Annotated in this window: 19 protein-coding genes; 15 read left to right on the top strand and 4 right to left on the bottom strand. The window is 36.7% G+C overall.

Going from position 1 to position 24,280, the window contains the following annotated elements:
* The 3 genes from N2201_04210 to N2201_04200 form a co-directional block, all read left to right on the top strand.
* Positions 1–386 (top strand): hypothetical protein (locus tag N2201_04210; protein ID MCX7785416.1); only part of this gene is annotated, 386 nt, incomplete at its 5' end.
* An 87-nt stretch (positions 387–473) separates the two neighbouring features.
* Positions 474–674: a hypothetical protein gene (locus N2201_04205; GenBank protein ID MCX7785415.1), complete on the top strand. Its 201-nt coding sequence runs from the start codon at positions 474–476 to the stop codon at positions 672–674.
* Positions 640–999, top strand: a complete 360-nt coding sequence (locus N2201_04200; protein ID MCX7785414.1) for a T9SS type A sorting domain-containing protein — start codon at positions 640–642, stop codon at positions 997–999. Before N2201_04205 ends, N2201_04200 begins: the two co-directional genes overlap by 35 nt.
* Before the next feature lie 169 nt (positions 1,000–1,168).
* Here N2201_04200 and N2201_04195 read toward each other — a convergent pair whose 3' ends face one another.
* Positions 1,169–1,867, bottom strand: a complete 699-nt coding sequence (locus tag N2201_04195) for an anaerobic ribonucleoside-triphosphate reductase activating protein (protein MCX7785413.1) — start codon at positions 1,865–1,867, stop codon at positions 1,169–1,171.
* 23 nt (positions 1,868–1,890) lie between these two features.
* A complete protein-coding gene (locus N2201_04190; protein ID MCX7785412.1) occupies positions 1,891–2,160 on the bottom strand; it encodes a thioredoxin family protein in 270 nt (89 codons plus the stop codon).
* A 190-nt stretch (positions 2,161–2,350) separates the two neighbouring features.
* On the opposite strand from N2201_04190, the gene queA reads away from it, so the two are divergent.
* The 7 genes from queA (at position 2,351) to N2201_04155 (ending at position 13,298) form a co-directional block, all read left to right on the top strand.
* Entirely contained in the window at positions 2,351–3,385 is a 1,035-nt protein-coding gene (queA, locus tag N2201_04185) for a tRNA preQ1(34) S-adenosylmethionine ribosyltransferase-isomerase QueA (protein ID MCX7785411.1), read from the top strand.
* 29 nt (positions 3,386–3,414) lie between these two features.
* A complete protein-coding gene (locus N2201_04180; protein MCX7785410.1) occupies positions 3,415–4,848 on the top strand; it encodes a UDP-N-acetylmuramoyl-tripeptide--D-alanyl-D-alanine ligase in 1,434 nt (477 codons plus the stop codon).
* Positions 4,849–4,992: 144 nt separating this feature from the next.
* Complete coding sequence (accB, locus tag N2201_04175) at positions 4,993–6,855, top strand: acetyl-CoA carboxylase biotin carboxyl carrier protein (GenBank protein ID MCX7785409.1); 1,863 nt, start codon at positions 4,993–4,995, stop codon at positions 6,853–6,855.
* Between the two features lie 56 nt (positions 6,856–6,911).
* Positions 6,912–8,453, top strand: a complete 1,542-nt coding sequence (locus N2201_04170; protein ID MCX7785408.1) for a pyruvate/oxaloacetate carboxyltransferase — start codon at positions 6,912–6,914, stop codon at positions 8,451–8,453.
* 221 nt (positions 8,454–8,674) lie between these two features.
* The gene (locus N2201_04165; protein ID MCX7785407.1) at positions 8,675–9,166 is read left to right on the top strand and encodes a biotin/lipoyl-binding protein; all 492 of its coding nucleotides are present in this window, start codon (positions 8,675–8,677) and stop codon (positions 9,164–9,166) included.
* A 346-nt stretch (positions 9,167–9,512) separates the two neighbouring features.
* Positions 9,513–11,765: a hypothetical protein gene (locus N2201_04160; protein MCX7785406.1), complete on the top strand. Its 2,253-nt coding sequence runs from the start codon at positions 9,513–9,515 to the stop codon at positions 11,763–11,765.
* Positions 11,766–11,813: 48 nt separating this feature from the next.
* Entirely contained in the window at positions 11,814–13,298 is a 1,485-nt protein-coding gene (locus tag N2201_04155; GenBank protein MCX7785405.1) for a T9SS type A sorting domain-containing protein, read from the top strand.
* A 457-nt stretch (positions 13,299–13,755) separates the two neighbouring features.
* Here N2201_04155 and N2201_04150 read toward each other — a convergent pair whose 3' ends face one another.
* Together N2201_04150 and N2201_04145 are read right to left on the bottom strand one after the other, a co-directional pair.
* On the bottom strand, positions 13,756–16,611 hold the full coding sequence (locus tag N2201_04150) for a T9SS type A sorting domain-containing protein (protein MCX7785404.1): 2,856 nt from the start codon (positions 16,609–16,611) through the stop codon (positions 13,756–13,758).
* 42 nt (positions 16,612–16,653) lie between these two features.
* Entirely contained in the window at positions 16,654–21,225 is a 4,572-nt protein-coding gene (locus N2201_04145) for a S8 family serine peptidase (GenBank protein ID MCX7785403.1), read from the bottom strand.
* Positions 21,226–21,906: 681 nt separating this feature from the next.
* Here N2201_04145 and N2201_04140 point away from each other — a divergent pair.
* From N2201_04140 to N2201_04120, 5 genes are all read left to right on the top strand, one after another.
* Positions 21,907–22,398 (top strand): ferritin family protein, encoded by a 492-nt coding sequence (locus tag N2201_04140; GenBank protein MCX7785402.1) that lies wholly within the window; start codon positions 21,907–21,909, stop codon positions 22,396–22,398.
* Entirely contained in the window at positions 22,395–22,910 is a 516-nt protein-coding gene (locus N2201_04135) for a ferritin family protein (protein MCX7785401.1), read from the top strand. Before N2201_04140 ends, N2201_04135 begins: the two co-directional genes overlap by 4 nt.
* A 98-nt stretch (positions 22,911–23,008) precedes the next feature.
* On the top strand, positions 23,009–23,398 hold the full coding sequence (gene nifU / locus N2201_04130; protein ID MCX7785400.1) for a Fe-S cluster assembly scaffold protein NifU: 390 nt from the start codon (positions 23,009–23,011) through the stop codon (positions 23,396–23,398).
* On the top strand, positions 23,395–23,562 hold the full coding sequence (locus tag N2201_04125) for a hypothetical protein (GenBank protein MCX7785399.1): 168 nt from the start codon (positions 23,395–23,397) through the stop codon (positions 23,560–23,562). Before nifU ends, N2201_04125 begins: the two co-directional genes overlap by 4 nt.
* Before the next feature lie 33 nt (positions 23,563–23,595).
* The gene (locus tag N2201_04120; protein MCX7785398.1) at positions 23,596–23,883 is read left to right on the top strand and encodes an MTH1187 family thiamine-binding protein; all 288 of its coding nucleotides are present in this window, start codon (positions 23,596–23,598) and stop codon (positions 23,881–23,883) included.
* Positions 23,884–24,280 lie beyond the last annotated feature (397 nt).

Below are 24,280 nucleotides of genomic sequence, written 5' to 3'. Positions count from 1 at the left end.
CACCAGTGGATTCCGCTTATTATATCATATCAACTGATTGCGGTTTAATTTGGCAGACACCGATTTTAATGCCGTTTCCACCAGCATTTCAAGGAATTTCTCCACCGGCTCAACCGTCTTATCATACGACATCATTATACGCTATGTTTGATAATAGTGATAATTTACACATTGCTGACGCAGTGAATCCGGTACTTTACGATACATTACCAGTTGTTTTACCAGCCGAAATCCGGCATTATTGTTCAACTAATAATCCAATTTGGAGTCTGGTGAGACATGCTAATACAGACACCGTTATTGCTGGAGGCGGTCAAAGTTATATTTGGGCGTATTGTCCTACAATTGTTCAACAATCTCCAACTGGATATCTATATGCAGTATGAGAAGAATTTGATTCTATTCCCAATATCGAGCCAACGACCGGTTATAATCGTGCTGATATTTGGAGGGCTGAATCCCGAGATAATGACTTGACCTGGCCCGTTGTCCGAAGAGTAACAATACCTGATTCAACTTCCAAAAGATTTCCATGTGCAGCCGGCGTTGCTAATGATACTTTATATGTTACTTTTATGATTGATTCAATTGCTGAATTCGTGGTTAATCAACAAGGTAGAGCAACGAAATCCGATTGTGATGCTTCATATTCCTATTCCGTTTTCTACTACTGAAATAGAAGAACAAAAGACAACAAAAAGATGCTATCCGTTGACTTTAAGAACACCGATGTCTAATCCCTTTAAGACACTCACTGCTATCTGCTACTCGCTACCGGTTCAGGATAAAGTTTCATTACAAATTTATGACATTAATGGAAGATTAATTAAAACTTTAGTGTCTGAAACTAAACCAGCAGACAATTATTCAGTTCATTGGAATGGTAGAGATAATAAAGACGAAGAATTGAGTCCAGGTATTTACTTTGCGCGGCTTATGCTTGCAAATAAATCAATAATACAGAAAGTAATAAAAATAAAGCAGACGGAGAAAATCTGAGACGACTCATTTTAGGTGACAGTTAAAATCTCTAAAACTTATTCGAATCTCCTATTGGTGCTTATTGGGTAATCTGGTCAGTTCATTGGATAAAAATTATTGATGAGCGTATTGAATAACAGGAAATAGACCGATACAATGAATGACATATTAAATTAGATTCCTTACCTCAAAAACCTCTTATGGATACATTGTTAAGGTACAACTTAAGCATACGCTGAAATTCTAAAGCGTCGCTCTTACTATAGGGCTTAATATTTCTGAATTTCACTTGCCGAGCATTCTGAGGCACAAATTGCTGTAATACATATGATTTGGCAGGAGCAATTTCACGAGCAATGGCAATCAATTCTTCTGCTGTAACTAATTTAGGAACTAAAGTAGTTCTAAATTCATAATCAATATTACTTTCTTTGAGTAATTTAACGGTTCGTTTTATTAAACAAAGTTCTATGCTTCGGCCACAAGCACGATAATAACGCTCATCTAATGCGGTTTTGACATCCATTGCGATATAATCGATTAAACCTAATTCAATTAATTCTTTTAGTACATAAGGAAAAGTACCGTTAGTGTCGATTTTAGTTGGAAAACCAAGTTGTTTTATTTTTATCAATAGTCCAAAAATTTCTGGATGTATTGTCGGTTCACCACCACTGATGACCACACCATCCAACCAGTTCTTTTTCGATATTAATTTATCTTTGATTTCTTGCCATGACCAGACTTTTAAGTCCTTGGATTCTTTTACCAAAGAATAGTTTTGGCAAAACGGACACTTAAGATTACATCCGCCAACAAAGATTACTGAACAGACCTTTCTTTCCCAATCAACAAGTGAAGTTTCAATAAATCCTAAAATTTTCATCTATTTTTAGGTAAGAGATACTTTTAGCGTGATTCGTTGTTTAATAATGTTTTTAGTTCAGAAAATAACGGTGCGGATTGTTCCCACCTTTTAATTTCAGTCTTATCCTTTAAAAGAATTACTGTCGGAATTTCATTGATACCCCAAAACGCACTTTGTGCCATACCATCAACAGACTCTACATCGAAATATTCGATAGGAATCGGAAATTCTTTTTTCGAAAAATATTCTAATTTATTTTTAACCTTGTGACAGATTTCACAAGTTGGTTTGCCAAATATTAAGAGTTTCATAATCTAAATAATACAAGGAGTGTTCAAAAAGTCAAGTAGCACATAAGTACAGATTTCTATAAAAATCAATTTTTTGTCCTCGAAATTACTGAATTTAGTTTGAATTTGACATTAGACAACTTTACCCTGTTTTAATTGGTATCTTATTATTTAATCTTGACGCACGGTTTTTTTTGATTAGTCTATAATTATGCGCGTCGCAGAGTTTGATTATGATTTGCCCAAAGAACTCATTGCTCAAAGTCCTCAGGATAAGAGAGATGAGTCAAGGCTTTTGATTTTGAATCGTAAAACCGGCGAGATTAGAGAAAGTATTTTTAGACAACTTATTGATTTTCTTTATCCTAACGACATTTTAGTCATAAACGACACAAAAGTTATCCCGGCACGAATTTACGGAAAAATTACAAGACAAATGAATGAGCAAATAGTAGAATTATTACTTTTAAGAGAAATCGAACCGAATAAATGGGAGGTGCTGGCAAGACCAGCAAAATTATTAAAGCCAGGAGTAGAAGTGATTTTTAATAGTGCTTATGCTAAGGTATTGGAAAGAAGAGATACAGGTATAAGAATAGTGGAATTTTATGAAACTGATGTCAAAGAACTTTTGCAACGTCAAGGCGAGATTGCTTTACCACCATATATCAAATCTAAACCCAAAGATATTAATCGTTATCAGACGATTTATGCAGAAAAAGAAGGTGCAATTGCGGCGCCAACTGCGGGTTTGCATTTTACCGAGGAACTTTTGTCCGATATTCGAGCCAAGGGAATTGAGATCGCAAAATTAACCTTACATTGTGGATTAGGAACTTTTCGACCAGTAAAAGTTGAATTAGTAGAAGAACATAAGATGCATCGAGAAGAATTTGAGATTTCAGAAAAGACTGCGGAGGTTATTAATAAAGGTAAAAGAGAAGGTCGAAGGATTATCGCAGTTGGTACAACCGTGGTTCGCAGTTTAGAATCACAAGCATTTGTGAGCAAAGATAATGTTTTTCAAGTAAAGGCGCATAAAGGTTTTACTGATTTATATATTTATCCCGGCTATAAATATAAGATCGTTGATGCGATGATAACAAATTTTCATCTCCCGAAATCAACCCTTTTGATGCTGGTCTGTGCCTTTGCTAATAAAGAATTTATCTTTAATGCTTATCAATACGCCATCGAACATAAGTTTCGATTCTATAGTTTTGGCGATGCAATGTTTATTTATTAGGATACGGCAGATAGCAAATAGCAAAATGTATGGAACCAATTACAATTGATGAGATTATAAAGGCAACCAAAGGGAGATTAATTCAGGGTGATAGAGATTATTTAGTCAAAAATATCTCAATTGATAGCAGAAAGATTTTGCCTAATGATTTATTTGTAGCAATTAAAGGAAAGACTTATGACGGACATAATTTTATTACTCAGAGTTTAGAAAAAGGGGCTTGTGGAGTTGTAATCGACAATAAACAATTCCTTAACAAACAGTTGCAATTTGATAGTTCAAACCAAGTCAATATTATTGAAGTTGAGAATACAATCCAAGCATTAGGAGATATTGCATCTTATTATCGGCAAAAATTCTCTCCTATCGTCATCGCGATAACCGGAAGTAATGGCAAAACAACTACAAAAGATATGACTGCACATATTCTGAATAGAAAATATAAGATTGTGAAGGCGCCAGAAAGTTTTAATAATGATATCGGTGTGCCATTAACTGTGTTACAATTAACAAAAGATACTGAAGTATTGATCTTAGAAATGGAGATGAATATCTTAGGTGGCATTAAAAGACTGTGTGAGATTAGTCAGCCCCAAATTGGTGTTATCACTAATATTGGTGATACGCATCTGGAATTTTTGCATACCCGAGAAGGTGTGCTGAAAGAAAAATCAGAATTGTTAGAAGCCGTTACTGACTCGGGCGTAGCAATAGTCAATGCTGATGACCCGATGTTAATGCATATCGTGCCCAATTTTAAGTTTAAGGCGTTATATACTTTTGGAATTGATAAACCAGCCGACATTTTTGCGGATAAGATTGTTGACCATTATGAAAATGGCACGGAATTTCTCTTGAATAGTAAATATTGGGTTAAGTTAAATGTGCCTGGTAGATATAATATTTATAATGCGCTTGGAGCAATAAGTATTGCCAGAACGATTGGTCGCGAGTTTGACGAGATTATTGCAAATCTTGCCGACTTTTCGCCGTCTCGGATGCGGATGGAAAAGATTGAAATCAACGGTATCACGATTTATAACGATGCCTTTAATGCTAATCCTCAGTCAGTGCTATCTGCCATAAATACCTTTGCTAATTTTACAAAAAAACAAGGTAAGAAAATCGTCGTCTTATCTGATATGTTAGAATTGGGCGAAAAGAGTATCGAACTTCATAGGTGGGTTGGTAGTCAAATTCCTGAAGGTGTTGATATTTTATTAACTGTTGGCGAAGGGGCAAAATATATCGGAGAATCGGCCCAAAAAAAAGGGAGGCCTCAACAAATTTATATCTGTCGAGACCTTACAGAAGCGACTCAGAAATTGGTTGACATTCTTAATATTACCGATAAAATACTTATTAAAGGCTCACGACTAATGAGACTGGAAACGATTATTGATAAACTTAAGGAATATTATGACAAGATTAAATCAAGTAATAAAACCGGAAATCATTATTGATAAACTTAAGGGACATTATAACAACATTAAATTAAGACCAGTATAAAAGTTTATGATTAATAAACTTAAAGAGATGACTAATTGAAATAAAGGCTATGATGATAACATAAAAGCAAAACTGATAAAATTACTGAGACAGCGCTTATGGCAATATTAAAACCAAAACCTATAAAAATTACTGACACGACTCTTCGCGACGCACATCAGTCATTATGGGCGACTAGAATGAAGACTGAAGAGATGGTTCCAATTCTGCAAAAGTTAGATAAAGTTGGCTATTGGTCTTTAGAGATGTGGGGTGGCGCGACTTTTGATGTTAGTATCAGGTATTTACGCGAAGACCCTTGGGAACGACTCTCAATGATTCGGAAAGAAGTAAAAAATACTAAACTCCAGATGCTTTTGCGCGGTCAAAATATTGTCGGCTATCGTAATTATCCGGATGATTTATTAGAAGCATTTATTGAAAAATCGGCTGAGCGTGGAATTGACATCTATCGGATTTTTGATGCCTTAAATGATGTACGCAATTTAGAATCAGCAATAAAATTTGTTAAGAAGTATAAAAAACATGCCCAGGGAACTTTATGTTATACGATAAGTCCGGTACATACGATTGACTATTATCTAAAATGTGCTAAAGAACAATTGAATTTGGGTGTTGATAGTATCTGTATTAAAGATATGGCAGGCATTATTGCTCCAGATGCTGCTTTTGAATTGGTCAAAAGATTAAAAGCAGAGATTAAATTACCAGTGCAACTCCATTCTCATTCATCAAGCGGAATGGTAGTTGCAAGTTACCTAAAAGCAATTGAAGCCGGTGTTGATATTATTGACACTGCGCATGGTCCTCTCTCCTTTGCAACTTCACAACCAGCAGTAGAAACGATTATTGCCATGCTGGCGAATACACCTTACAACCCGAAACTTTCTTTAACTACAATTGCTGAAATCTCAGAATATTTTGAGACGATTCGACAAAAACGAAATTTTAAAATCGATAAGGTTATTGACGAAATGGTTTTGATTCACCAGATTCCCGGTGGTATGGCCTCAAATCTCCAAGCCCAACTTAAAGAACAGAATGCGGTTGACCGATTAGGAGAAGTTTTAGCCGAAGTGCCCAGAGTAAGAGCAGATTTAGGCTATCCGCCCTTAGTTACGCCAACCAGCCAAATTGTCGGAGTTCAAGCAGTATTTAATGTCTTAGCCGGTGAAAGATACAAAATAATTCCTGAAGAGATAAAGAATTATGTCCGCGGTCTATATGGCAGACCGCCTGCCCCAATTAAGGAAGCTATCCGCAAAAAAATTCTTGGTAATGAAAAACCGATCAGTAAAAGACCAGCAGATTTATTAGAACCAGTGTTAAATAAAGTAAAAAACGAACTTGATAAAAAGTATGTCAAAAAAGAAGAAGATTATATTACTTATGCTCTGTTTCCTGAAGTAGCGCTGAAATATTTTGAGCAGCGGGAAAGCCCATCGCAATTTGTAGAAGTTGAACAAAGTGAGGAACAGGATATGAGAAAAGAAGATAAAGAAGGATTAGATATATTAAAAGAATTATTAGAATTATACAGCAAGCACAATATTGCCGAATTGGAATGGGAATTTGCCGGTAACAAAGTCAAGATAAAAAAATCGACAAGCACACCAGTAATTGCGCAGACTCCATTCCTGCCAGAAACTAAACCACAAGGTTATGTTACGCCAACTTCCCAGACAACACAACCAGAACAGACTACAGTGAGTGTGAATTATGAAGAAATCAAATCACCAATGGTCGGAACTTTTTATAGCCGTCCCCGACCGGATGCACCGCCTTATGTTAATAAAGGTGATATTGTTGATGTCGGTGAAACGCTATGTGTCATTGAAGCCATGAAACTGATGAATGAGATTGAAGCCGAAAAAAAATGTAAGATTATTGACATCTTAGTTAAAGATGGTGAAGCAGTAGAATATGGACAAGCATTGTTCTTAATCGAGCCACTTGCATAGTAATATTAAATATTAAAAATCAAACATCAAAATTAATACCAAACTTATACTTTACAATGAATCCTGTTAAAATAATTGATACGACTTTTCGTGATGCCCATCAATCTCTAATGGCAACCCGATTAAGAACCGAAGATATGTTGCCAATTTGTGATAAGATGGATAAGATTGGCTTTTTTGCAATGGAAGTATGGGGTGGCGCAACTTTTGATGTCTGTATTCGATATTTAGCCGAAGACCCTTGGCAAAGACTACGGCTATTAAGAGAACATCTACCGAAGACAAAACTATTAATGCTTTTACGAGGGCAGAATATTGTTGGTTATCGCAATTATCCAGATGATGTTTTGGATAAATTTATCAAACTGGCGAAAAAGAACGGCATTGATATTTTCCGTATCTTTGATGCGCTCAATGACATCAGAAATATGGAGAAAGCGATTAAGATCGCAAAAGATATTGGTGCTGAAGTACAAGGAACGATTTCTTATACTACCAGTCCAGTGCACACAATTGATAAATTCGTTGAGTTTGCTCAGCAATTAGAAGAATTAGGATGTGATTATTGTTGTATTAAAGATATGGCAGGTCTGATTTCACCCCAGTCAGCATATGATTTAGTTAAAGCATTAAAACAAAAACTAAAAATACCTGTAGATTTACACACCCATTGCACAAGTGGAATGGGACCAATTAGTTATTTTTCTGCAATTAATGCTGGAGTTGATATTATTGATACTGCAATTTCTGTCTTCGCTGGCGGTAGTTCGCAACCAGCATGCGAGAATATGGTTGTTAGTCTTAAAGACACACCACGAGATACGGGACTGGATTTAGAAAAACTCATTGAAATCGGCTATTATTTTTTAGAAATTAAAAAGAAATACAAAAATTTTATTAGCCCGATTGCAGAAATGACCGATACGACTGTTGCAGTTCACCAGATACCTGGAGGAATGCTTTCTAATTTACATTCGCAACTTAAAGAGCAAAATGCTTTAGATAAATATCAAGAAGTATTAAAAGAAACTCCGCGCGTAAGAGAAGATTTAGGTTATCCGCCATTAGTGACACCAACCAGTCAGATTGTTGGAATCCAGGCCGTGTTGAATGTGCTTTCTGGTGAGCGGTATGCCCGAATAAGCAAAGAAGTGAAAGACTATTGTCTGGGATATTATGGACGACCACCAGCACCAATTAAAAAAGATTTGCTGGATAAAATTATTGGAGATGAGAAACCTATTACTTGTCGGCCTGCAGATTTACTTAAACCCGAATTACCCGAAAGAAAGGCTGAAGCGGAAAAACTTGGCATATTACGAAAAGGTTCTGAAGAAGAAGATTTAATAACCTATGCCTTATTTCCCCAAATCGCAGTCAGTTTCTTACAAGGCAAAACCGAACCGGAAAAATTAGAACCAGAAGTTAATATAACTTCAGTAAGTAGTATGGAAGAAAAAAAGGTTTCAGCAATCGCAATTGCTTTACACCAATATCTTTCGCATAACTCCAAATATGCTCAATCCTATAGTCAATACAGCAAAAGAGAAATCGTATCCCAATGGAAATCAACTGCCAGAAGAGAAGCATTAAGATAAATGATATATCAAGAATCAAATAGCAAATATCAAAATGATAAAACTTCTATCTATTATTTTGAGGATAGTAGTAACGAAAGAATCTTAAGACATTGACAGACTTGACATACGAAAGCCTCTTCGCCAAGATTGGCAAAAGAAAATGATAAAATGTAGTCTTAAAAGATAAACGATTTTGATATTTTATATGTATTTTTACATTTTAATTTTTGATTTTTGACATGAAGATAGTGGTTGATGATAAGACTTTTGAGATTGAGATTAAAGAAATACACGGCAAATTTAAGGCATTTGTTGATGATGAACAGCTTGATGTGCAGCCGAAATTTGATAAGTTCGGGCAAATGGTAGCATTAATTATTGATGGTAAAGAATATGATTTGCGATTGACTAAAGATGGCAATCAATATAAAGTCAGCATATTTAAAACACCATTAAACGCTTCGATAGTCTCAACTATACCTGAGACTGAAGAAACTATTAGGCCACAAAAGGAAATTTTGGTTACTGCGCCAATGTCGGGTTTGGTAATTAAATTGGAGGTAAAATCTGGAGATATGGTAGAAATTGATGATGGACTTTTAATTTTAGAAGCAATGAAGATGCAGAACGAGATCAAAAGTCCAATCAAAGCAAAAGTTTCTGCAGTGTATGTTAAAGTTGGTCAGACTGTAGAAAAAGACGAGAAACTATTAACCTTAGAACCGATTTAATTCTACCTTTTCGTTTATAAAATAAATTTCAGTTAGAAACAGAACTTCATATCCCAAAACTCACTATTGACAGAATCGGAATTTTTATTAAACTTTATTTATGAGATATACGAATAGAGTTGGGTTTTTATCTTATCTTATCTTATCTTATCTCCTAATGAATATTATTTTCCGAAATATAATCGCTTTCTATTAAACCCTTCAGGAGAAACAAATGCGAGTTAATAATGCCTCTTGGGTGACAGGAAACCCGAGAGGTAGATTAGAAGAGTTAAATAAATGTAAATAAAATGTGTCCTATAAATTCTATGTTCCTGAATAGATTTTAGGGCATGAGCAGATGTCGATGAAAAGTATCATTAATGGATTTATATTAAGTTTAATATTTATAACAACTACCCATAATAATCCACCGGGATGGCGTAATGATACATTTATTCCAATACCTCATAAGGACGGCCAATGGGTTCACTCATTAGATGTGAACAATGGCTTTATTCATATTGCGACAAATGGTGGTGCTGAAAATTCTGAATGCGACTCTCCCAGATATGTTCGTTCTTCTGAAGGTGGTCTCACTTGGAACATATATCCAATTGACCAAGCCTGGGGTGGCGTTCAACCTACACCTTGTCATTCATATTCAGCGATAATATCACATAGTAATAAAGTCATAGGATTGTTCGGAATAATTGAAATGGTAATCTCAAATGACTGCGGTATTACTTGGCCTTATATCTGGACTAGATTAGGTTATAGTAGCGGATGTCCAGCACTATTGAAAGCGCCAGATGCATTTTACGCATTCTGGCATGACGGAATTCAATCTTCACCTCCGATTGACGAAATATTTTTTAAGAAATCTGGCAATGGCGATAATTGGTGGTCATATTTTCCTATGCCCGGGCGTATAGATGGCGCGCAAAGAATCACTGTGACTAATGGTCTATCAAGATACCCAGATATAGCAAAAAGCATAATCGTTCAAGGTGGTGAAGAATGCCAATTATTACATCTGGTGTGGTCGAAATACTGCCGTACCAGTCCTCATGAATACGAGATTTATTATAATAGCTCAGTTGACGGTAGTGAATGGACATATGGTTCTGTTGGTTATAGAATATCTTATACTAATAAACCATCACTATATCCAGCAGTGGCAGCATATTCTTGGTTACCCTCAGTGCATTGCGTTTGGCAGGAAGGCGAAGGTAATTCAGCACAAATTTGGTATGCTCGTTCTCCTGATAATGGCAGAACCTGGTCAGAACCAATATTTTTAGCAATGGGCGAGCATCCAGATATTGCAGTTGACCATCAAGGTGTTCATATTGTATTCTCAAGCAATTGGGTTTATCGAGAAGGTGAAATGCCACAGTTTATTGAATCTGAAATCTATTATATTAACTCTCCTGACTTTGGTATTACTTGGGGATCACTTACCCGACTTACGAATGCAATTCATAATTCCGAATATCCTAAAATCGTTGCTGATGTACAAGGCAGACATGTGATATTTTCTGACTGGCGAGATGGCGGTAATGTGGGCGCACCAAAGCTCTGGTATAAGCAGAATGATATCACAGTGCCAGCAATACCTCGTGGTTTGAAAATGGAATATGTTGAAGACCCTAATCAAAATGAACCAAGGTGGACACTGGTATTTGCTTGGGAACCTAACAATGAACCTGATTTACTTGGTTATAATATCTATCGTAGCACTAATGGACGCCCATTTGTAAGAATTAATGAAACCATAATATCTCAACCTATATATAAAGATAATGTTGGGCCGGGTTATTACCTATACTATATAACAGCCCTTGACTTAGCGGAAAATGAAAGTGACCATTCTGAATATGTGAAATTCTTATCTCCAAAATATGATTTTGATATTGGATTGGTTGAACCTTCAGAATTTGTTGTTGACCGTGCAGGTTATATTGTGTGGGGAGACAGTTCAACTAAATGCGCTGATATAGGCAATAATCAAATCATCTATCATATTAGTGGCTTAAATCCTGACAAAGAGTATGACATTGGTATTGTTTTATCAAAACCATCAACAGCAGGAACAATATTTCAAACATTTCTACTTGATAATAATCCTATTCTAAATTCAAAAGAAGTTCCCAATGAACCAGAAATAATCTTTTATACGATACCTAATGAATTATATACAGATGGAGAGCTTTACCTTACTGTTTCAAAAATTGATGGCGAGTTTGCGATAATTTCGGAAGTCTATGTTTTTGAATACCAACCATCAAATAGTGGAAGTCAATCTGGTGGTAATATAGGTTGTTTTCAGAATCCGTTTAATCTTGAGGTAAATCCATCGATATTCAAGATATCTTCGTCAATATCGTTTACGCTACCATTAACGCTACCATTACAGACAAAAGTTTCATTAAAGATTTATAGCAGTTCAGGCAGATTAGTGAGGACACTTCAGAACGGACTAATTTTTAAAGGAAATCAAAGGTTTATTTGGGACGGCAAAGACGATTATGGCAGAGAAGTTCCAAGTGGTATCTACATCGTCAATCTTGCAGTAGAAAATAAAATAACTAATAGACGCATATCAATAGTGCGTTAAACTAAAAACTCAGGGAGAAGGGTTCAATTCCCTTCTCCCTGTATATTTATGTCAATAATCTTAATAACGCTTTTATTTTCATATCCAGATTCAGCACGAGTAATTGGAAGAATGTATTATTATGGCGGAGCTAGCGGTAGTTGGGGTAATACTATCATTGCTCGTGATAAGTTGCATAGAATTCACTTTGTTTATTCAAAAAAGATTGGCCTTCCCTATGCCGATTCATCGGAAATTTATTATCGTTATTCTACCGATAATGGTAATACTTGGTCCCTTGAAGAAAATATCAGCCGCACTGGACGCGCACTATCGGCTGCGCCGTGCTTGGTGATTGATAATCAAAATGTGCCTCATTGTTTCTGGAAACAGTATGTTCCAGATGGTGCCGGGGTTTACGAACTCTTTCATTGCAAAAAAGATACCACAGGTTGGACCATTCCTACACGGTTGACATATCAAAATACTACTACAAATGCAACAAATTATTCTTCTGCAGTAGTTGATTCATTAAATTGTATCCGTTTGGTTTGGGATGCACCGCCTGATAATTTTCAACAACCCGAAATCTGGTATAGTGTATTGACCGATACTAGTTTAACAATCCCATATAATGTTACAAATTCCCCATATGAAACAGGCGGGCCTTGTTTAGGGATTGATACTTTGGATTATTTACATTTATCTTACGATGAATTAATAGCAGGGTATCAGGAATTTTATAAGAAGTATGATAATGTTAATTGGTATCCACCTTATTATTTAGCTTGGCAACTCAACGGCGAGGGTGCAGCAGTTTTACGCGTTGATACTAAAAACCGCATTCACTGTATATTATCTCATAGATTGCCTAACGCAACACAGGATGATATTTTTTATTTGTGTTACACGGATACCGGTGGTTGGAGTTATCCTATAAACATCTCAGAAACTCCGATGACTTCCGCATGGTATGCTGACATTGCCTGTGACTCTTTTGGTAATCTTTATGTCGCATGGCAGGAAAGATTACCTGGGTATACTGATGATATTTACTATCGGACGTTCAACGGCGTTGAGTGGTCGCCTATTATGAATTTAACTAATGACCCAAATTGGTCCGGCTATCCTAGATTATCTCATCCGGTAACACGAAATGGTGTTGATTTAGTCTGGTCGCATGAGGTAAGTTTTAATCCACAAGTTTATGATGTGGTATATATGAGACTTCAGCCAATCGCTTCTGCCATAAATATAGAAGAACCCGAAACTTCTAAAACCGCGGTACAAACACCCATACCAAAATTATTTATTTTTCCTAACCCTTGTAGGACACAGACCACAATTCGCTACTCGCTAACCGCACCGACAAAAGTTTCACTTCAACTTTATGATATTTCAGGCAGATTAGTTAAAACTTTAGTTGATGAAGAAAAGAAACCTGGCAACTACTCATTAACTCTCAACACAAAAACACTTTGCTCAGGCGTCTATTTTCTATCTTTAGAGGCAGATAATAAAAGAATAATTGAAAGATTAGTGGTAATAAAATAAAAGCAGAAATAATAGCAGGCCGCAACTCTAATGTCAATAAATGTCAAATGTTCAAAAGTTCAAGGTTAAATGATAATAGCAGGTCGGACCTGCTTAAATGTTGCTTTTAAAAGTTTCTTATCCAACTTATAACCCATTGTAGAGCAAAGCGTTCTAATAAGATTGCTATCTGAACTGGTATTAGATTTTCGGTCAGATTCCGTTTTAAGTTATTTCAAAGGCGGTCTTATAAATAAGTAAACACACATTTGGGTAAGCCATAAAACAATATCTGTTTTTCACAGATTGAGATACAAACTTCAAGACATTTTACTACACGATTTATGCTAACTGGTAGGCGACCACATATACCGCTTATATGGTAAAATACTATATGCGATATGTTGGGAAATGGTCTGGCTTGGGCTAGCCCTACCCTAGCCCCTTATGGCTTTCAATCAGAGCAGGTCGGACCTACTTAATTAATAATCATTTTTATAGTTTGGGTTCTTTGTCCGATTTCACATCGCAAATGATATATACCTGAAGCAAGTTCTTGTGAATTAAATGGAATTGTATATGAACCAGAAGGATATTTTTTATCAACTATTAATAAGATTTGTTGTCCAATACTATTGTAAAGATTTATTTTCACATTGTTGGGCTCGGACAAGTTAAGTTTGATTTTGGTCTGTTTTGTAAATGGATTGGGAAAGATATTAATATAGTTATCTGCTTGTGTGCCAGTTGGTTTTGTTTGCAAAGTGGAGATAGCATATGACTCTAAAATTTTATTATCAGCAGATAGATTTGATTGTCCAGGTATATAAACCCAAAATTCTCGGGTGTTATTTCCTTTGAGCGCAAAGACTTTTCCGTCGGCAAATGCTAAACTTCCACCACTTCCAACTTTCTTGCCACTAAGACTTCGGGGAATTGTTTCTAATTCAGTCCATCGATTTCGATTAATATTGTATTGCCAGAATTCTTGCCGATTGCCACCTTTGAACGCATAAATCAGACTATCACCGTTATAACAGAGTGCAGCACCATCTTTGATTTTAGAACTCTTTTTGGTTAATGGGCTATACCGGGGTAAACTTTCCAATTTTCCCCAAGTGTCGGCTGATGTTTCATAAAAATAGAACTCATTGTATTTGGCACCGCCTTTAAGTACATACAATCGTTCATTGGCTCCTACAGTCATACAAGAGCCATCCCTAAATAGTTTAAGGTCTGGTCCTTCTGGTGCTGGTCTTAAAGTTTTAATCCAAGTATCGGCATTACAATGATAAGCATAGAACTCATTTGTATTATTTCCTTTCAAGAGATAGACATAATGGTTAGGACCTCGTTTTACAAAAGCAAGACAGGCACCACCTTTTACTTTTTTCTCATTTCCTAATTTTACTGGCACTGACGGTTTGAAAGTCCAGGAGTTTGCTGTGACATTATAAACTAAGAATTCTAAGGTGTTATTACCTTTGGTTGCATAAATCATATCAGGTTCTGTGTGTTTATTATATACTAATGCTGCGCCTTTATTCACTCGTTTACGATTGACCGGGTCATCTGGGATAGTTTCTCTTTTTGACCAAGAGTCGCCATTAATATAATAGACATAGAATTCACGCGTATTATTACCTTTAAGTGCATAAATTTTTCCACCGACACCGGCAGTTATTGCACCACCGGCTTTAACATTTTTATTGTTTGTGCCTGATAAAATGCTATTTTTACTAAACCAACCGTTAACTTGAACTGTAAATGAAGCACTAAGCGTATCATTAGATTTATTCTGGTCACCAAAAAGATAGAGGGAACAACGACTTTGATAAGTGCCGGAAATTGGTTGCCAAGGCACAAAATTGATTGTATCAATCTGTCCAGGTAATAATGTTTTGGAGCGAGAACTGTTGTAGGTAGTGCCGATAATTCTGAATGTTGCTTGAAAAGTTTCGGTGTTAGTGCCATTATTTTTAACTCGAACAATTGGAGTTAAAAAAGCCGAGGAGTCGACTGAACCAATAGGATTTACAATTGCCGTCACGCCAACATCTTTAATGTTTGGTATTTCTGTAGCCGAATAAGTATGAGTAAGATTGTTGGCTGTACTGGTCCAATGGGTTACAACTGGTATTAAAGCAATATGACTATTCCCGCTCCAAGAAATATTGGTTGTACCATACGCATTAGCATCAAGAGAGATTTCTTGTTCGATTGATTGTGATGGCACCCGATAACCGATTGCAGTTGCTGACCAATTGTAGTTATCCTGACCATCAAAAGTGATACTTAAGGCATTAGAGCCGGGATTGAATCTAATAAAATTAGTTCCGCCTGGTCCGTTAGGATTTTGCGTTGATTGATTGCCAGAAGCCGGATAAGAATTGTGGGTTTGGAGTAATTCTGATGTAGGCCAGAGGTCAGATTCTGAGAAATGGTAAATCGGGTCTGCCCGGTCGCCAGTAAAATATCGCCAAATTGCATATTTGGTTAAGGCCGTAGATAAATTAGAAGCGAACTTAGAAACAAGGATATCATTTATTCCAGAAAGGGTATTAGCACCAGACACAGTTCCCATTCGTTCCCAACAGAATCGCGGGCAACTATCATTATAAAACTCTTGTAAAAACATTGCCCAAATTGCGCCCGCATACCAATATAGACCGGAACTACTATTAATCGCCAGATAAGGACTATCAAGCGGATTGGGAGTTGAATAGTAGAGATAATTTATATAATCGTTGATTTCATCATAACAGACATCTTCAATCCAAGTCGCAGTATTTTCATACCACCAAATACCTTCAGCAACACTATAGCGGAACTGGGAAGCGTGATTAAACTCATGCGATACGGTTGCACGTAGCGCATCCCAAGATGCCCAGGAATTGATGTCATTGTCAATAAAAATATAACTGGTATAGCCATTAGGATAGGGTGTTGAATAAGGAGATTCCGCATAAGTTGTTCCTAACACACCTGCAGATAGACTTCTAATATAGAGGTCATAGCGATTGTCCGGTCCAGCATTGTCCGGTGGTGGTGCGGCCCATTTTAAGGTATCGACTTGTTTTGCCCAACAATACTCAGCATATTTGGCAACTGATTCCGCATAAGCCCGAGTTGTTATGTGCGTTCCAGTCGTCTCAAAATGAACAATAAAATGGCTTGAATAGACATATTTGGGACCGGAAGTTGGTCGACTAAATTTCACTCCTTGGCGAAATGATTCTAAAACTTCAGCGGTTCCACATTTATCTGTCGGAATCCGCATCTGATTTTGAGATGTCTCTGCAGTTAGTATCAAGACAGTATTAAACAAGAGCATTAAAAATATGGTGAGTTTGTGCATATTGTTACCTTTCAATATTTACTGAATAATTAATTTTATTCTCTTTATCATTTTCTCAGACGCATCTGGCTGACTAATCTCACATTTCAAGAAATAGATACCAGCACTTAAACCATTTTTGCTGAGTGGTATTGAATAACTACCAATAGGAAATTCTTCATTAGCAATCACAGTTAACAGTTGGCCTAAACTATTATAAAGAGCGAGTTTCACAAGACTGGGTTGCGATAAGTTAAATTCAATTTTTGAGTGTTTGTTAAAGAGATTGGGTTTAATTCTAATATCGTTAACGATTTTAGTTTCTACGACTCTTTCTTGTAAAGTTGAGTAAGTTTGGCTAATATCTGAATAATTTGTTGTCATAAATAAGTCAGAAAGAACAGGGTTAAATGACCAGAATTCTCTGGTTTTATTTCCTTTAAGGGCAAAGACTTTATCATCCGCAAAGGCTAAACCAGCACCGCTACTGATTTTTTTGCGACCGATTGCTCTTGGCACTGTATCTAATTCCTGCCATCGGTTCTGGTTAATATTAAATACCCAAAATTCTTGCCGATTGCCACCTTTGAAAGCGTAAATCAGACTATCCCCATCATAACAGAGTGCAGCGCCATCTTTAACTTTGGTATTTTTGTCAGTTAAACTACTATAGATTGGTAACACAGGTAATGTTTCCCAAGCATTAGCGGTTGGGTCGTATCGGTAAAATTCATTAATATTAGCACCGCCTTTGAGTGCATAGATTTTATTGTTCTTACCGACTGTCATACAACTACCATCTCGGAATGGTTTAATATTCGGTCCTGGTGGTGGTTGGGTTAAACTTCTTATCCAAGTATCAGCGTCACAATGATAAGCATAGAATTCAAGCGTCTTATTGCCTTTGAGAAAATAAATATATTGGTATTGTCCACGTTTTAAGTAGACCATTGCCGCACCGCCCTTAACCTTTTTTTCCGGATATGTGACCGGAACATAGGGCTTTTGAATCCAGGTGTCTAATTCGACATTATAAGCCCAGAATTCTAAGGTGTTATTGCCTTTAGTGGCATATATGATATCTGGGTTAGCATGTTTGTTGTAGGCTAATGTAGCGCCTTTGTTTACTTTTTTTCTTGAGAGGGTATCAAACGGCATTGATTCCAACAATGCCCAAGAATCTTGGTCAACGAAATAGACATAAAATTCGCGGGTATTATTTCCTTTAAGAGCATAAATTTTGTCTTGTTCGCCAGCAACTAATGCACCACCACCTTTGACTGCCTTGCCACTTGGTCCCTGTGGAACGCTTTCTTTTAAGACCCAAGGTGGTTGATATTTGACTGTAATAATTTTAGACTTTACATCATTTAACAGATTTGCATCATTGTATAAAGCAGTTGAGCATCTGACTTCATAACTACCTGTGCGGAAATAGAACTTCTTAAAGGTTCGGGTGCTTGTAGCATTAACATTGAGATTACTTACATAAGAAGAATCAAGATAAACTTGTGTTTTCAGACTATCCAAAATTTTACAATAGACATAAAAAGTTTCAGGTTTAGTGCCGTAATTCTTCACGCTGGCTTTGGGCGCTAAGTAATCTCGAAAGATAGTTTCAGGTGGCGCAGTAATTGAGACAATACCGACATTGCGCACACGCACCAAAACTTGACCTGAAAGAGTATCATTACTATTATTCATATCTCCAGCCAAATAGACGCTACAACGAATTGAATAAGTTCCGCGCATCGGAACCCATTGAGTAAAATTAACAGTGTCTTCAACTCCTGAAGCCAAAGATTTTGAGCGCGTATTATTATAAATAGTTCCGATTTTGAATGTCGCATTAAATACTTCCGTCTCAGAACCATTATTCTTAACTCTTATTCTTGGCACCACAGGAGTACTGGTCGAATCAACCGTGCCCATCGGACTTTCAATCGCAATGACTTGAATATCTTTGATTTGAACTCTAACGGACTTAGACAATGTATCATTACTTTTAACGGCATCATTTAAGAGTCCAACACTACAACGAGTGATAAAAGTGCCACGAATTGGTTGCCAACTGGGAAATCCGACTGTATCTTCAATTCCAGGATTTAAGGTTTTTGACCGAGTCTGATTATAAGTTGTACCAATCTTCAAATTAACATCAAAAGTTGCCTGATTAGTGCCATAATTCTTCACTCGCACTTGTGGTATGATTGGTGGTGATGAATCCATTGTGCCACTGGGTGTGATAATCTGGATAACGCCAACATCTTTGACTTGAACTGTAACCGAATTTGCAAGTGTATCATTAGACTTTTGCACATCATTAGTAAGATAAGTGCTACATTTAACTTGGTGTGTGCCACGAACTGGTGTCCAAGATGTAAAGTTCACAGTGTCTTCAGCATTAGGATTTAGGATTTTAGTCCGAGTATGAGTATAACTGCCAATTCTCATTGTGACATTAAAACTTTCTGGATTTGTGCCATAATTCTTCACTCTTGCTCGGGGTGTAATTGGTCCTGTGGAATCAATAGTTCCAACAGGATTTTCGATAGCAGTCACACCAATATTTTTTACTTGAACAGTAACTGAACTGTTAAGCGTATCATTGAAACTTACCAAATCACCTGCAAGATAAGTTGAACAGCGAGTCTGGAATGTGCCACGAACTGGTGTCCAAGGTGCAAAAAGGATTGTATCTTCCTGTCCAGCATTTAGTGTTTTGGAACGAGTTGATATGTAAATACTACCAATTTTGAAAGTGACATTAAAAGTCTCATTGGATGAATTATTATTTTTTACTCTTACCCTTGGCACAATCGGAGTTTCGGTTGAGTCAATTGTGCCTGTAGGATTTTCAATAGCGACAACCTGAATGTCTTTGATTGCTTTAATTATACCGGTCACAATTACTGATACTGGTTGCGGTCCAGCAACTAAAGTTCCTTTATGATTAATTCTAATGGTATATGCTCCAGCGCTTGGTGAAGCAATATAAACCTGCTCAACATTATCTCGGCTATTGTCACCAGTTGTTGCTGGTGCTGATGGATTATTGGGGTCAAGAATCCAAGGATAATATGTTGTGTTAGTTGGGCTAATTACTCTTAAATCAAGGTCATTTACAAGCATTGGGGTTGGCGGGTCTAAGGAAGGAGAAGGTGGCGTTCCAGCAGTATCCGTCCAACAGATTGTCACACGCAAAGGTTGTGTTCCATTACTGAGAACTTGAAATTCAATTTGTCCGCCATTAGTTAAGGTATATTCTCTTATCATAAAATTGCCGCCCGCATTAGAATCGGCTTTTATCACCTGAACTGCTTTAAGCGTATTCATTAAGCCCCAACCAAACACATAATCTGGTCCAGGATTTGAACCGGCTTCATCAGCCGTGTGGATGATTAATCCTTTTATAGTTGATGCTCTTAATGGATTATTTCCCCAATAACTTCTTCTGGCTTGCAATAAAAGACCGACTGAACCAGAAGCATTTGGCGAGGACATAGAAGTTCCACTATAGGTACTATAAGTATTATCTGAAGTTGAGATACAAGAATAAAGGTTAATTCCATTCGCAACAACATCAGGTTTTATTCTTCCATCATCAGTGGGTCCCCAACAACTAAAAGAAGACATTACAACATCACTGGGTTGTGAATAGCCATTAGGAATATCATCAACTGCGCCAACAGTTAATATATTTTTAGCAACACCTGCGTGACTTATACAATCATAACCATTAGGCGCACCATCTAAATTATGGATACAATTATAACTTCCACTACCGGAATGGGTATGGGTTATGGGTTGTGACGAAGGTCCTTCTAATCGGTCATTACCGGCTGATTTAACAATCAGATAGTAAGGTGCTTTACGGGCAATATTATCCCAATTTCTTGCCTCCTCGGAATAAAAACCAAACTCGTAATCTTCTGATGAGTTTACTGCAGGGTCTCCATACCAATGCCACGAAACGCCGTTAGGCGTATACCAACCAGTAATGATTCCATAAGAATGATTAGAAACTTTTAATCCATCTGCTGCCGCACTTGCCATTTCACTCTGGTCATTATTCCAATCATAGGCACGTAAACTACCTTGATAGGACATGCCTTTTGCATTGGCTTGAACACCCGATGCAATCATTGTGCCGGCAACATGCGTTGCATGATTACTTAGAGTTGATGCGCCGTCTCCTAATATTACTCTTCCGGTAAGTTCTTGATGTGTATTTCGAACTTTGCCAGCGTCCCAAATTCCCAATATTTCTGAAGCGCCGGTAAAAGAAAATCCACCACTGCCACCAGGCCAGACTTTATCAGTTGATATTGTCTTGGCCGCATTTAGATTTTCCGTAATATAATAAACCGGTCGACCATTCTCAAATCTCTGCAATTCAATAGTTCTTCCCAACTCATCTATATCTAATATTGGCAGGTTCAAACTTTTCGCAATCGACTCCGCCTCTGCCCGTTCTCGTTGATATTTTTCTTTTTGTTCCTGAGCATACCTTAATAACCATTCTCTTTGTGTTTCTATCTGAGCCCAAAGATTGCCTATTGAGAAAATAACAAAAATAATGGCAAATAAACCATTACTTTTCTTATTCATATTTTCCTCCAAATATTAAAAAAAATATATTTTTCTCATTGGCGAGTTTAGTAAACTGTTATTATAATATTATAATCAAATATTATCCATTTGTCAAAGATTTTCTTCAATGCTATCTGCCTATGAGCGATACTGCAATGTCTTAAGATGTTTAATTAGAATTAAAAATGGATACCTCAAACAAGTTTTGAAATTAATCAAAATCAATCTCAAATATATATTTAAGTATAAAAGACGCTATATAAATCTACCCCCTTATCAATTATTAAGAACTAAGAAAATTGCTTCAAGTAAGCAGTAAAATGAATTCCTAAAAGCCGTAGATAATATGCTTTAATATTAATCGAGCCATTGGCAATGACATCATTGCAATATATAACCAAGGTAATTTCAAAGTTAGGTAATTTCAAAGATAGACTGAAAACTTCTTATCGCCAACTTCCAGATTCTTTTCATATTTAAATTAAACAGATAGGGATAAAAACAAAATCGGCTTTAACCAAGCAAACTTTCTTAATGTCGCTTACGATACGAATCAAAGTACTATGGGATACAGTTTGTCATATCCGGCACAGACCTCAAAAAAAGATTTAATACCAGCCATAAGCCCGCTGGTATCTCTATACACTTTTCTTAACATTTTTTTCTTGACAACACTTAAACTTATGCTAAACTTTTTATATGCAAATATTTTATTCTGCAGTTGAAGTTATTGAAATGGCAATAAAAACTGAGGAAACCGGATTTGCTTTCTATACCGATGCTGCCAAGACAACTCGACTCAAATCATTAGCATCGCTTTTCACACAGTTGGCACAAGAAGAAAAGAAACATAAAAAATTCTTCAACGACCTGTTTTCAATCGTCAAACGGGGTCCGGCAACAATTCCTTTTGATTGGGAAGAAGTCGGCTTATATCTTAAAGCGATTACTGATTCTAAATTCTTTTTAGGTAAAGACAAGGCGCTGAGTTTTCTTAAACGAGCGAAATCACCAAAAGCACTATTGGACTATGCGTTGGCATTTGAAAAAGAAACCTTACTTTTTTATCACGAGATTAAAAATTTTGTCAAACCCGAAGAGCAAGATATTGTGAGCAAAATTATTGACCAAGAAAAAGAACATATTCGTAAATTATCTCAACAAAAATATGCACTGATTAAAAAGATATGAAAATACCTGATGCCGTAAAAGCCTTAGAAACAGCGCTTGAAGCCGAAAAACAAGGGCTACAGACTTATTTGAACTTTGCCTATCAAACCAAAGATGAAAGCGGAAAGAATATGTTCATTCGCTTAGCCTCAGATGAATTTGAGCATATGACAATTTTAGAAAAACAGAAGATGAGTGTTGCGGAAAAAGAATGTTGGATTAATGTCAAAATCCCTTCATCCGAGATTGAGCAATTAGTGCCCAAGATAAAGGAGAAGACCAAAAGAATTCGTGGTTCTGAAGGTTTAGACCAATTGCTGGCTTTACGCACGGCTTTAGAACTGGAAGATAATGCCATTAAGTTTTATCGGGAGCAAGAGCAGAAAAGCACTGACCCTAAAGCCAAGGAAATGTATCGTCGACTCAGAAAGATGGAGCAAGCCCATTATGAATTAATCCAGGCGGAAATCGACTACATTGAAAAAACTGGCTTTTGGTTTAATTTGCGGGAATTCTCTTTAGAACTTGAGTAAAAGATAAATCTCAATATGTATCAATTGCTAACCGCCCTTACTAAATTAACAAGAAACGAGAGACTTGCTTTTGATGTATACTGAATAGATTTTGGCATATGTATTCAGAAAAAGTAATGGACCATTTTCGCAATCCTCGTAATGTGGGCGAGATTCCTGATGCTGATGGCGTTGGTGAAGTTGGTAATCCAGTATGTGGTGATATGATGACTTTTTATATTAAAGTTAAAGATAACCGATTAGTTGATGTTAAATTTAAAACATTTGGTTGTGGCGCAGCCATTGCGGTCTCAAGTATGGTATCAGAGATGGCAAAAGGAAAGACGATTGAAGAAGCCCTCAAGATTACTAATCAACTCGTTGCGGAAGAACTCGGTGGTTTACCACCCAATAAGATGCACTGCTCAAATTTAGGCGCAGATGCGCTCCATAAAGCAATTGAGAATTATCTTGCCAAACAGAAATCAGTGGTTTCGGAGAAGAAGTGAAAAAAATAAATTCCCAAGAATGTCGTTGTCCTTATTGTGATGAGCCATTAGATGCACCATTCTGTCAGCCGTGTAAGGTAGCATTAACCCATTGTCCTCATTGTCAGCAACTAATGGGCAAAGATGAGAAAATCTGTCCTCATTGCGGCAAAGAACAAAAATAAACCAATTTAAGTCAATACACCAAGGAGGCAAAGATGGCAATAGTTGATATTAGTGTTGTGCCTATAGGAACTCAAAACCCAAGTGTCAGTGAGTATGTTCGAAAATCGGTTACACTGATTAAAGAAAGCGGGCTTAAGTTTCAAGTCGGTCCTATGGGAACATGTATTGAAGGCGATTTATCGGAAATCCTTAAACTAATTCTGCGTCTTCACGAAGAGCAAAGAAAAATGGGTGTGAAGCGCATTCTGACCACGATTAAAATTGATGACCGGTTTGATAAACCACAGACAATGCAAGATAAAGTCAATCGCGTCATCTGAAATATTTTAGCGAATTAAAAGTTAGCAGATTCCTTCCTCTCGGTTTTAATGTTCGGTCATCTTGTTTTGGTGATATACTAAATTTTTTGGAGAAAATCGATACTTTGTTAGGGATATCGTAAACATTGAAAGGTTTATGGAGGTTCTAATAAATTAAAGGTGAGTATCATCTTTGCTTTCTGTTTTTAATGGTCTGTTATCGTATTTTTGTGGTATATAAATTGGGAAAAAATCGAAAATTTGGTAGGGATATGGGAAATATTGTCAATGTTTGAGGGAAATTCAGGGACACTAAATATAGGGCATATTTTTCAAAAGCGCTGAAGTTTTGAGTGGTTTGCTTGACCCTTTCGGTGGTCTAATCTGCGGTCCTCTCGGCAAGCCCCTGGGTTGCCCA

The sequence above is a fragment of the candidate division WOR-3 bacterium genome, assembly GCA_026418155.1.
Classification (GTDB): Bacteria; Hydrothermota; Tepidihabitantia; order Tepidihabitantales; family CAIPLT01; genus JAOABV01.
The sequence above is the reverse complement of the archived record's forward strand: the minus strand, read 5'-3'. Positions and strand labels throughout refer to the sequence as shown.

Excerpts from the sequence above, each read along its gene's own strand:
- N2201_04200 (MCX7785414.1), top strand. The coding sequence starts at position 640 with ATGCTTCATATTCCTATTCCGTTTTCTACTACTGAAATAGAAGAACAA.
- N2201_04195 (MCX7785413.1), bottom strand. The coding sequence starts at position 1,867 with ATGAAAATTTTAGGATTTATTGAAACTTCACTTGTTGATTGGGAAAGA.
- N2201_04190 (MCX7785412.1), bottom strand. The coding sequence starts at position 2,160 with ATGAAACTCTTAATATTTGGCAAACCAACTTGTGAAATCTGTCACAAG.
- queA (MCX7785411.1), top strand. The coding sequence starts at position 2,351 with ATGCGCGTCGCAGAGTTTGATTATGATTTGCCCAAAGAACTCATTGCT.
- N2201_04180 (MCX7785410.1), top strand. The coding sequence starts at position 3,415 with ATGGAACCAATTACAATTGATGAGATTATAAAGGCAACCAAAGGGAGA.
- accB (MCX7785409.1), top strand. The coding sequence starts at position 4,993 with ATGGCAATATTAAAACCAAAACCTATAAAAATTACTGACACGACTCTT.
- N2201_04170 (MCX7785408.1), top strand. The coding sequence starts at position 6,912 with ATGAATCCTGTTAAAATAATTGATACGACTTTTCGTGATGCCCATCAA.
- N2201_04165 (MCX7785407.1), top strand. The coding sequence starts at position 8,675 with ATGAAGATAGTGGTTGATGATAAGACTTTTGAGATTGAGATTAAAGAA.
- N2201_04160 (MCX7785406.1), top strand. The coding sequence starts at position 9,513 with ATGAAAAGTATCATTAATGGATTTATATTAAGTTTAATATTTATAACA.
- N2201_04155 (MCX7785405.1), top strand. The coding sequence starts at position 11,814 with ATGTCAATAATCTTAATAACGCTTTTATTTTCATATCCAGATTCAGCA.
- N2201_04150 (MCX7785404.1), bottom strand. The coding sequence starts at position 16,611 with ATGCTCTTGTTTAATACTGTCTTGATACTAACTGCAGAGACATCTCAA.
- N2201_04145 (MCX7785403.1), bottom strand. The coding sequence starts at position 21,225 with ATGAATAAGAAAAGTAATGGTTTATTTGCCATTATTTTTGTTATTTTC.
- N2201_04140 (MCX7785402.1), top strand. The coding sequence starts at position 21,907 with ATGCAAATATTTTATTCTGCAGTTGAAGTTATTGAAATGGCAATAAAA.
- N2201_04135 (MCX7785401.1), top strand. The coding sequence starts at position 22,395 with ATGAAAATACCTGATGCCGTAAAAGCCTTAGAAACAGCGCTTGAAGCC.
- nifU (MCX7785400.1), top strand. The coding sequence starts at position 23,009 with ATGTATTCAGAAAAAGTAATGGACCATTTTCGCAATCCTCGTAATGTG.
- N2201_04120 (MCX7785398.1), top strand. The coding sequence starts at position 23,596 with ATGGCAATAGTTGATATTAGTGTTGTGCCTATAGGAACTCAAAACCCA.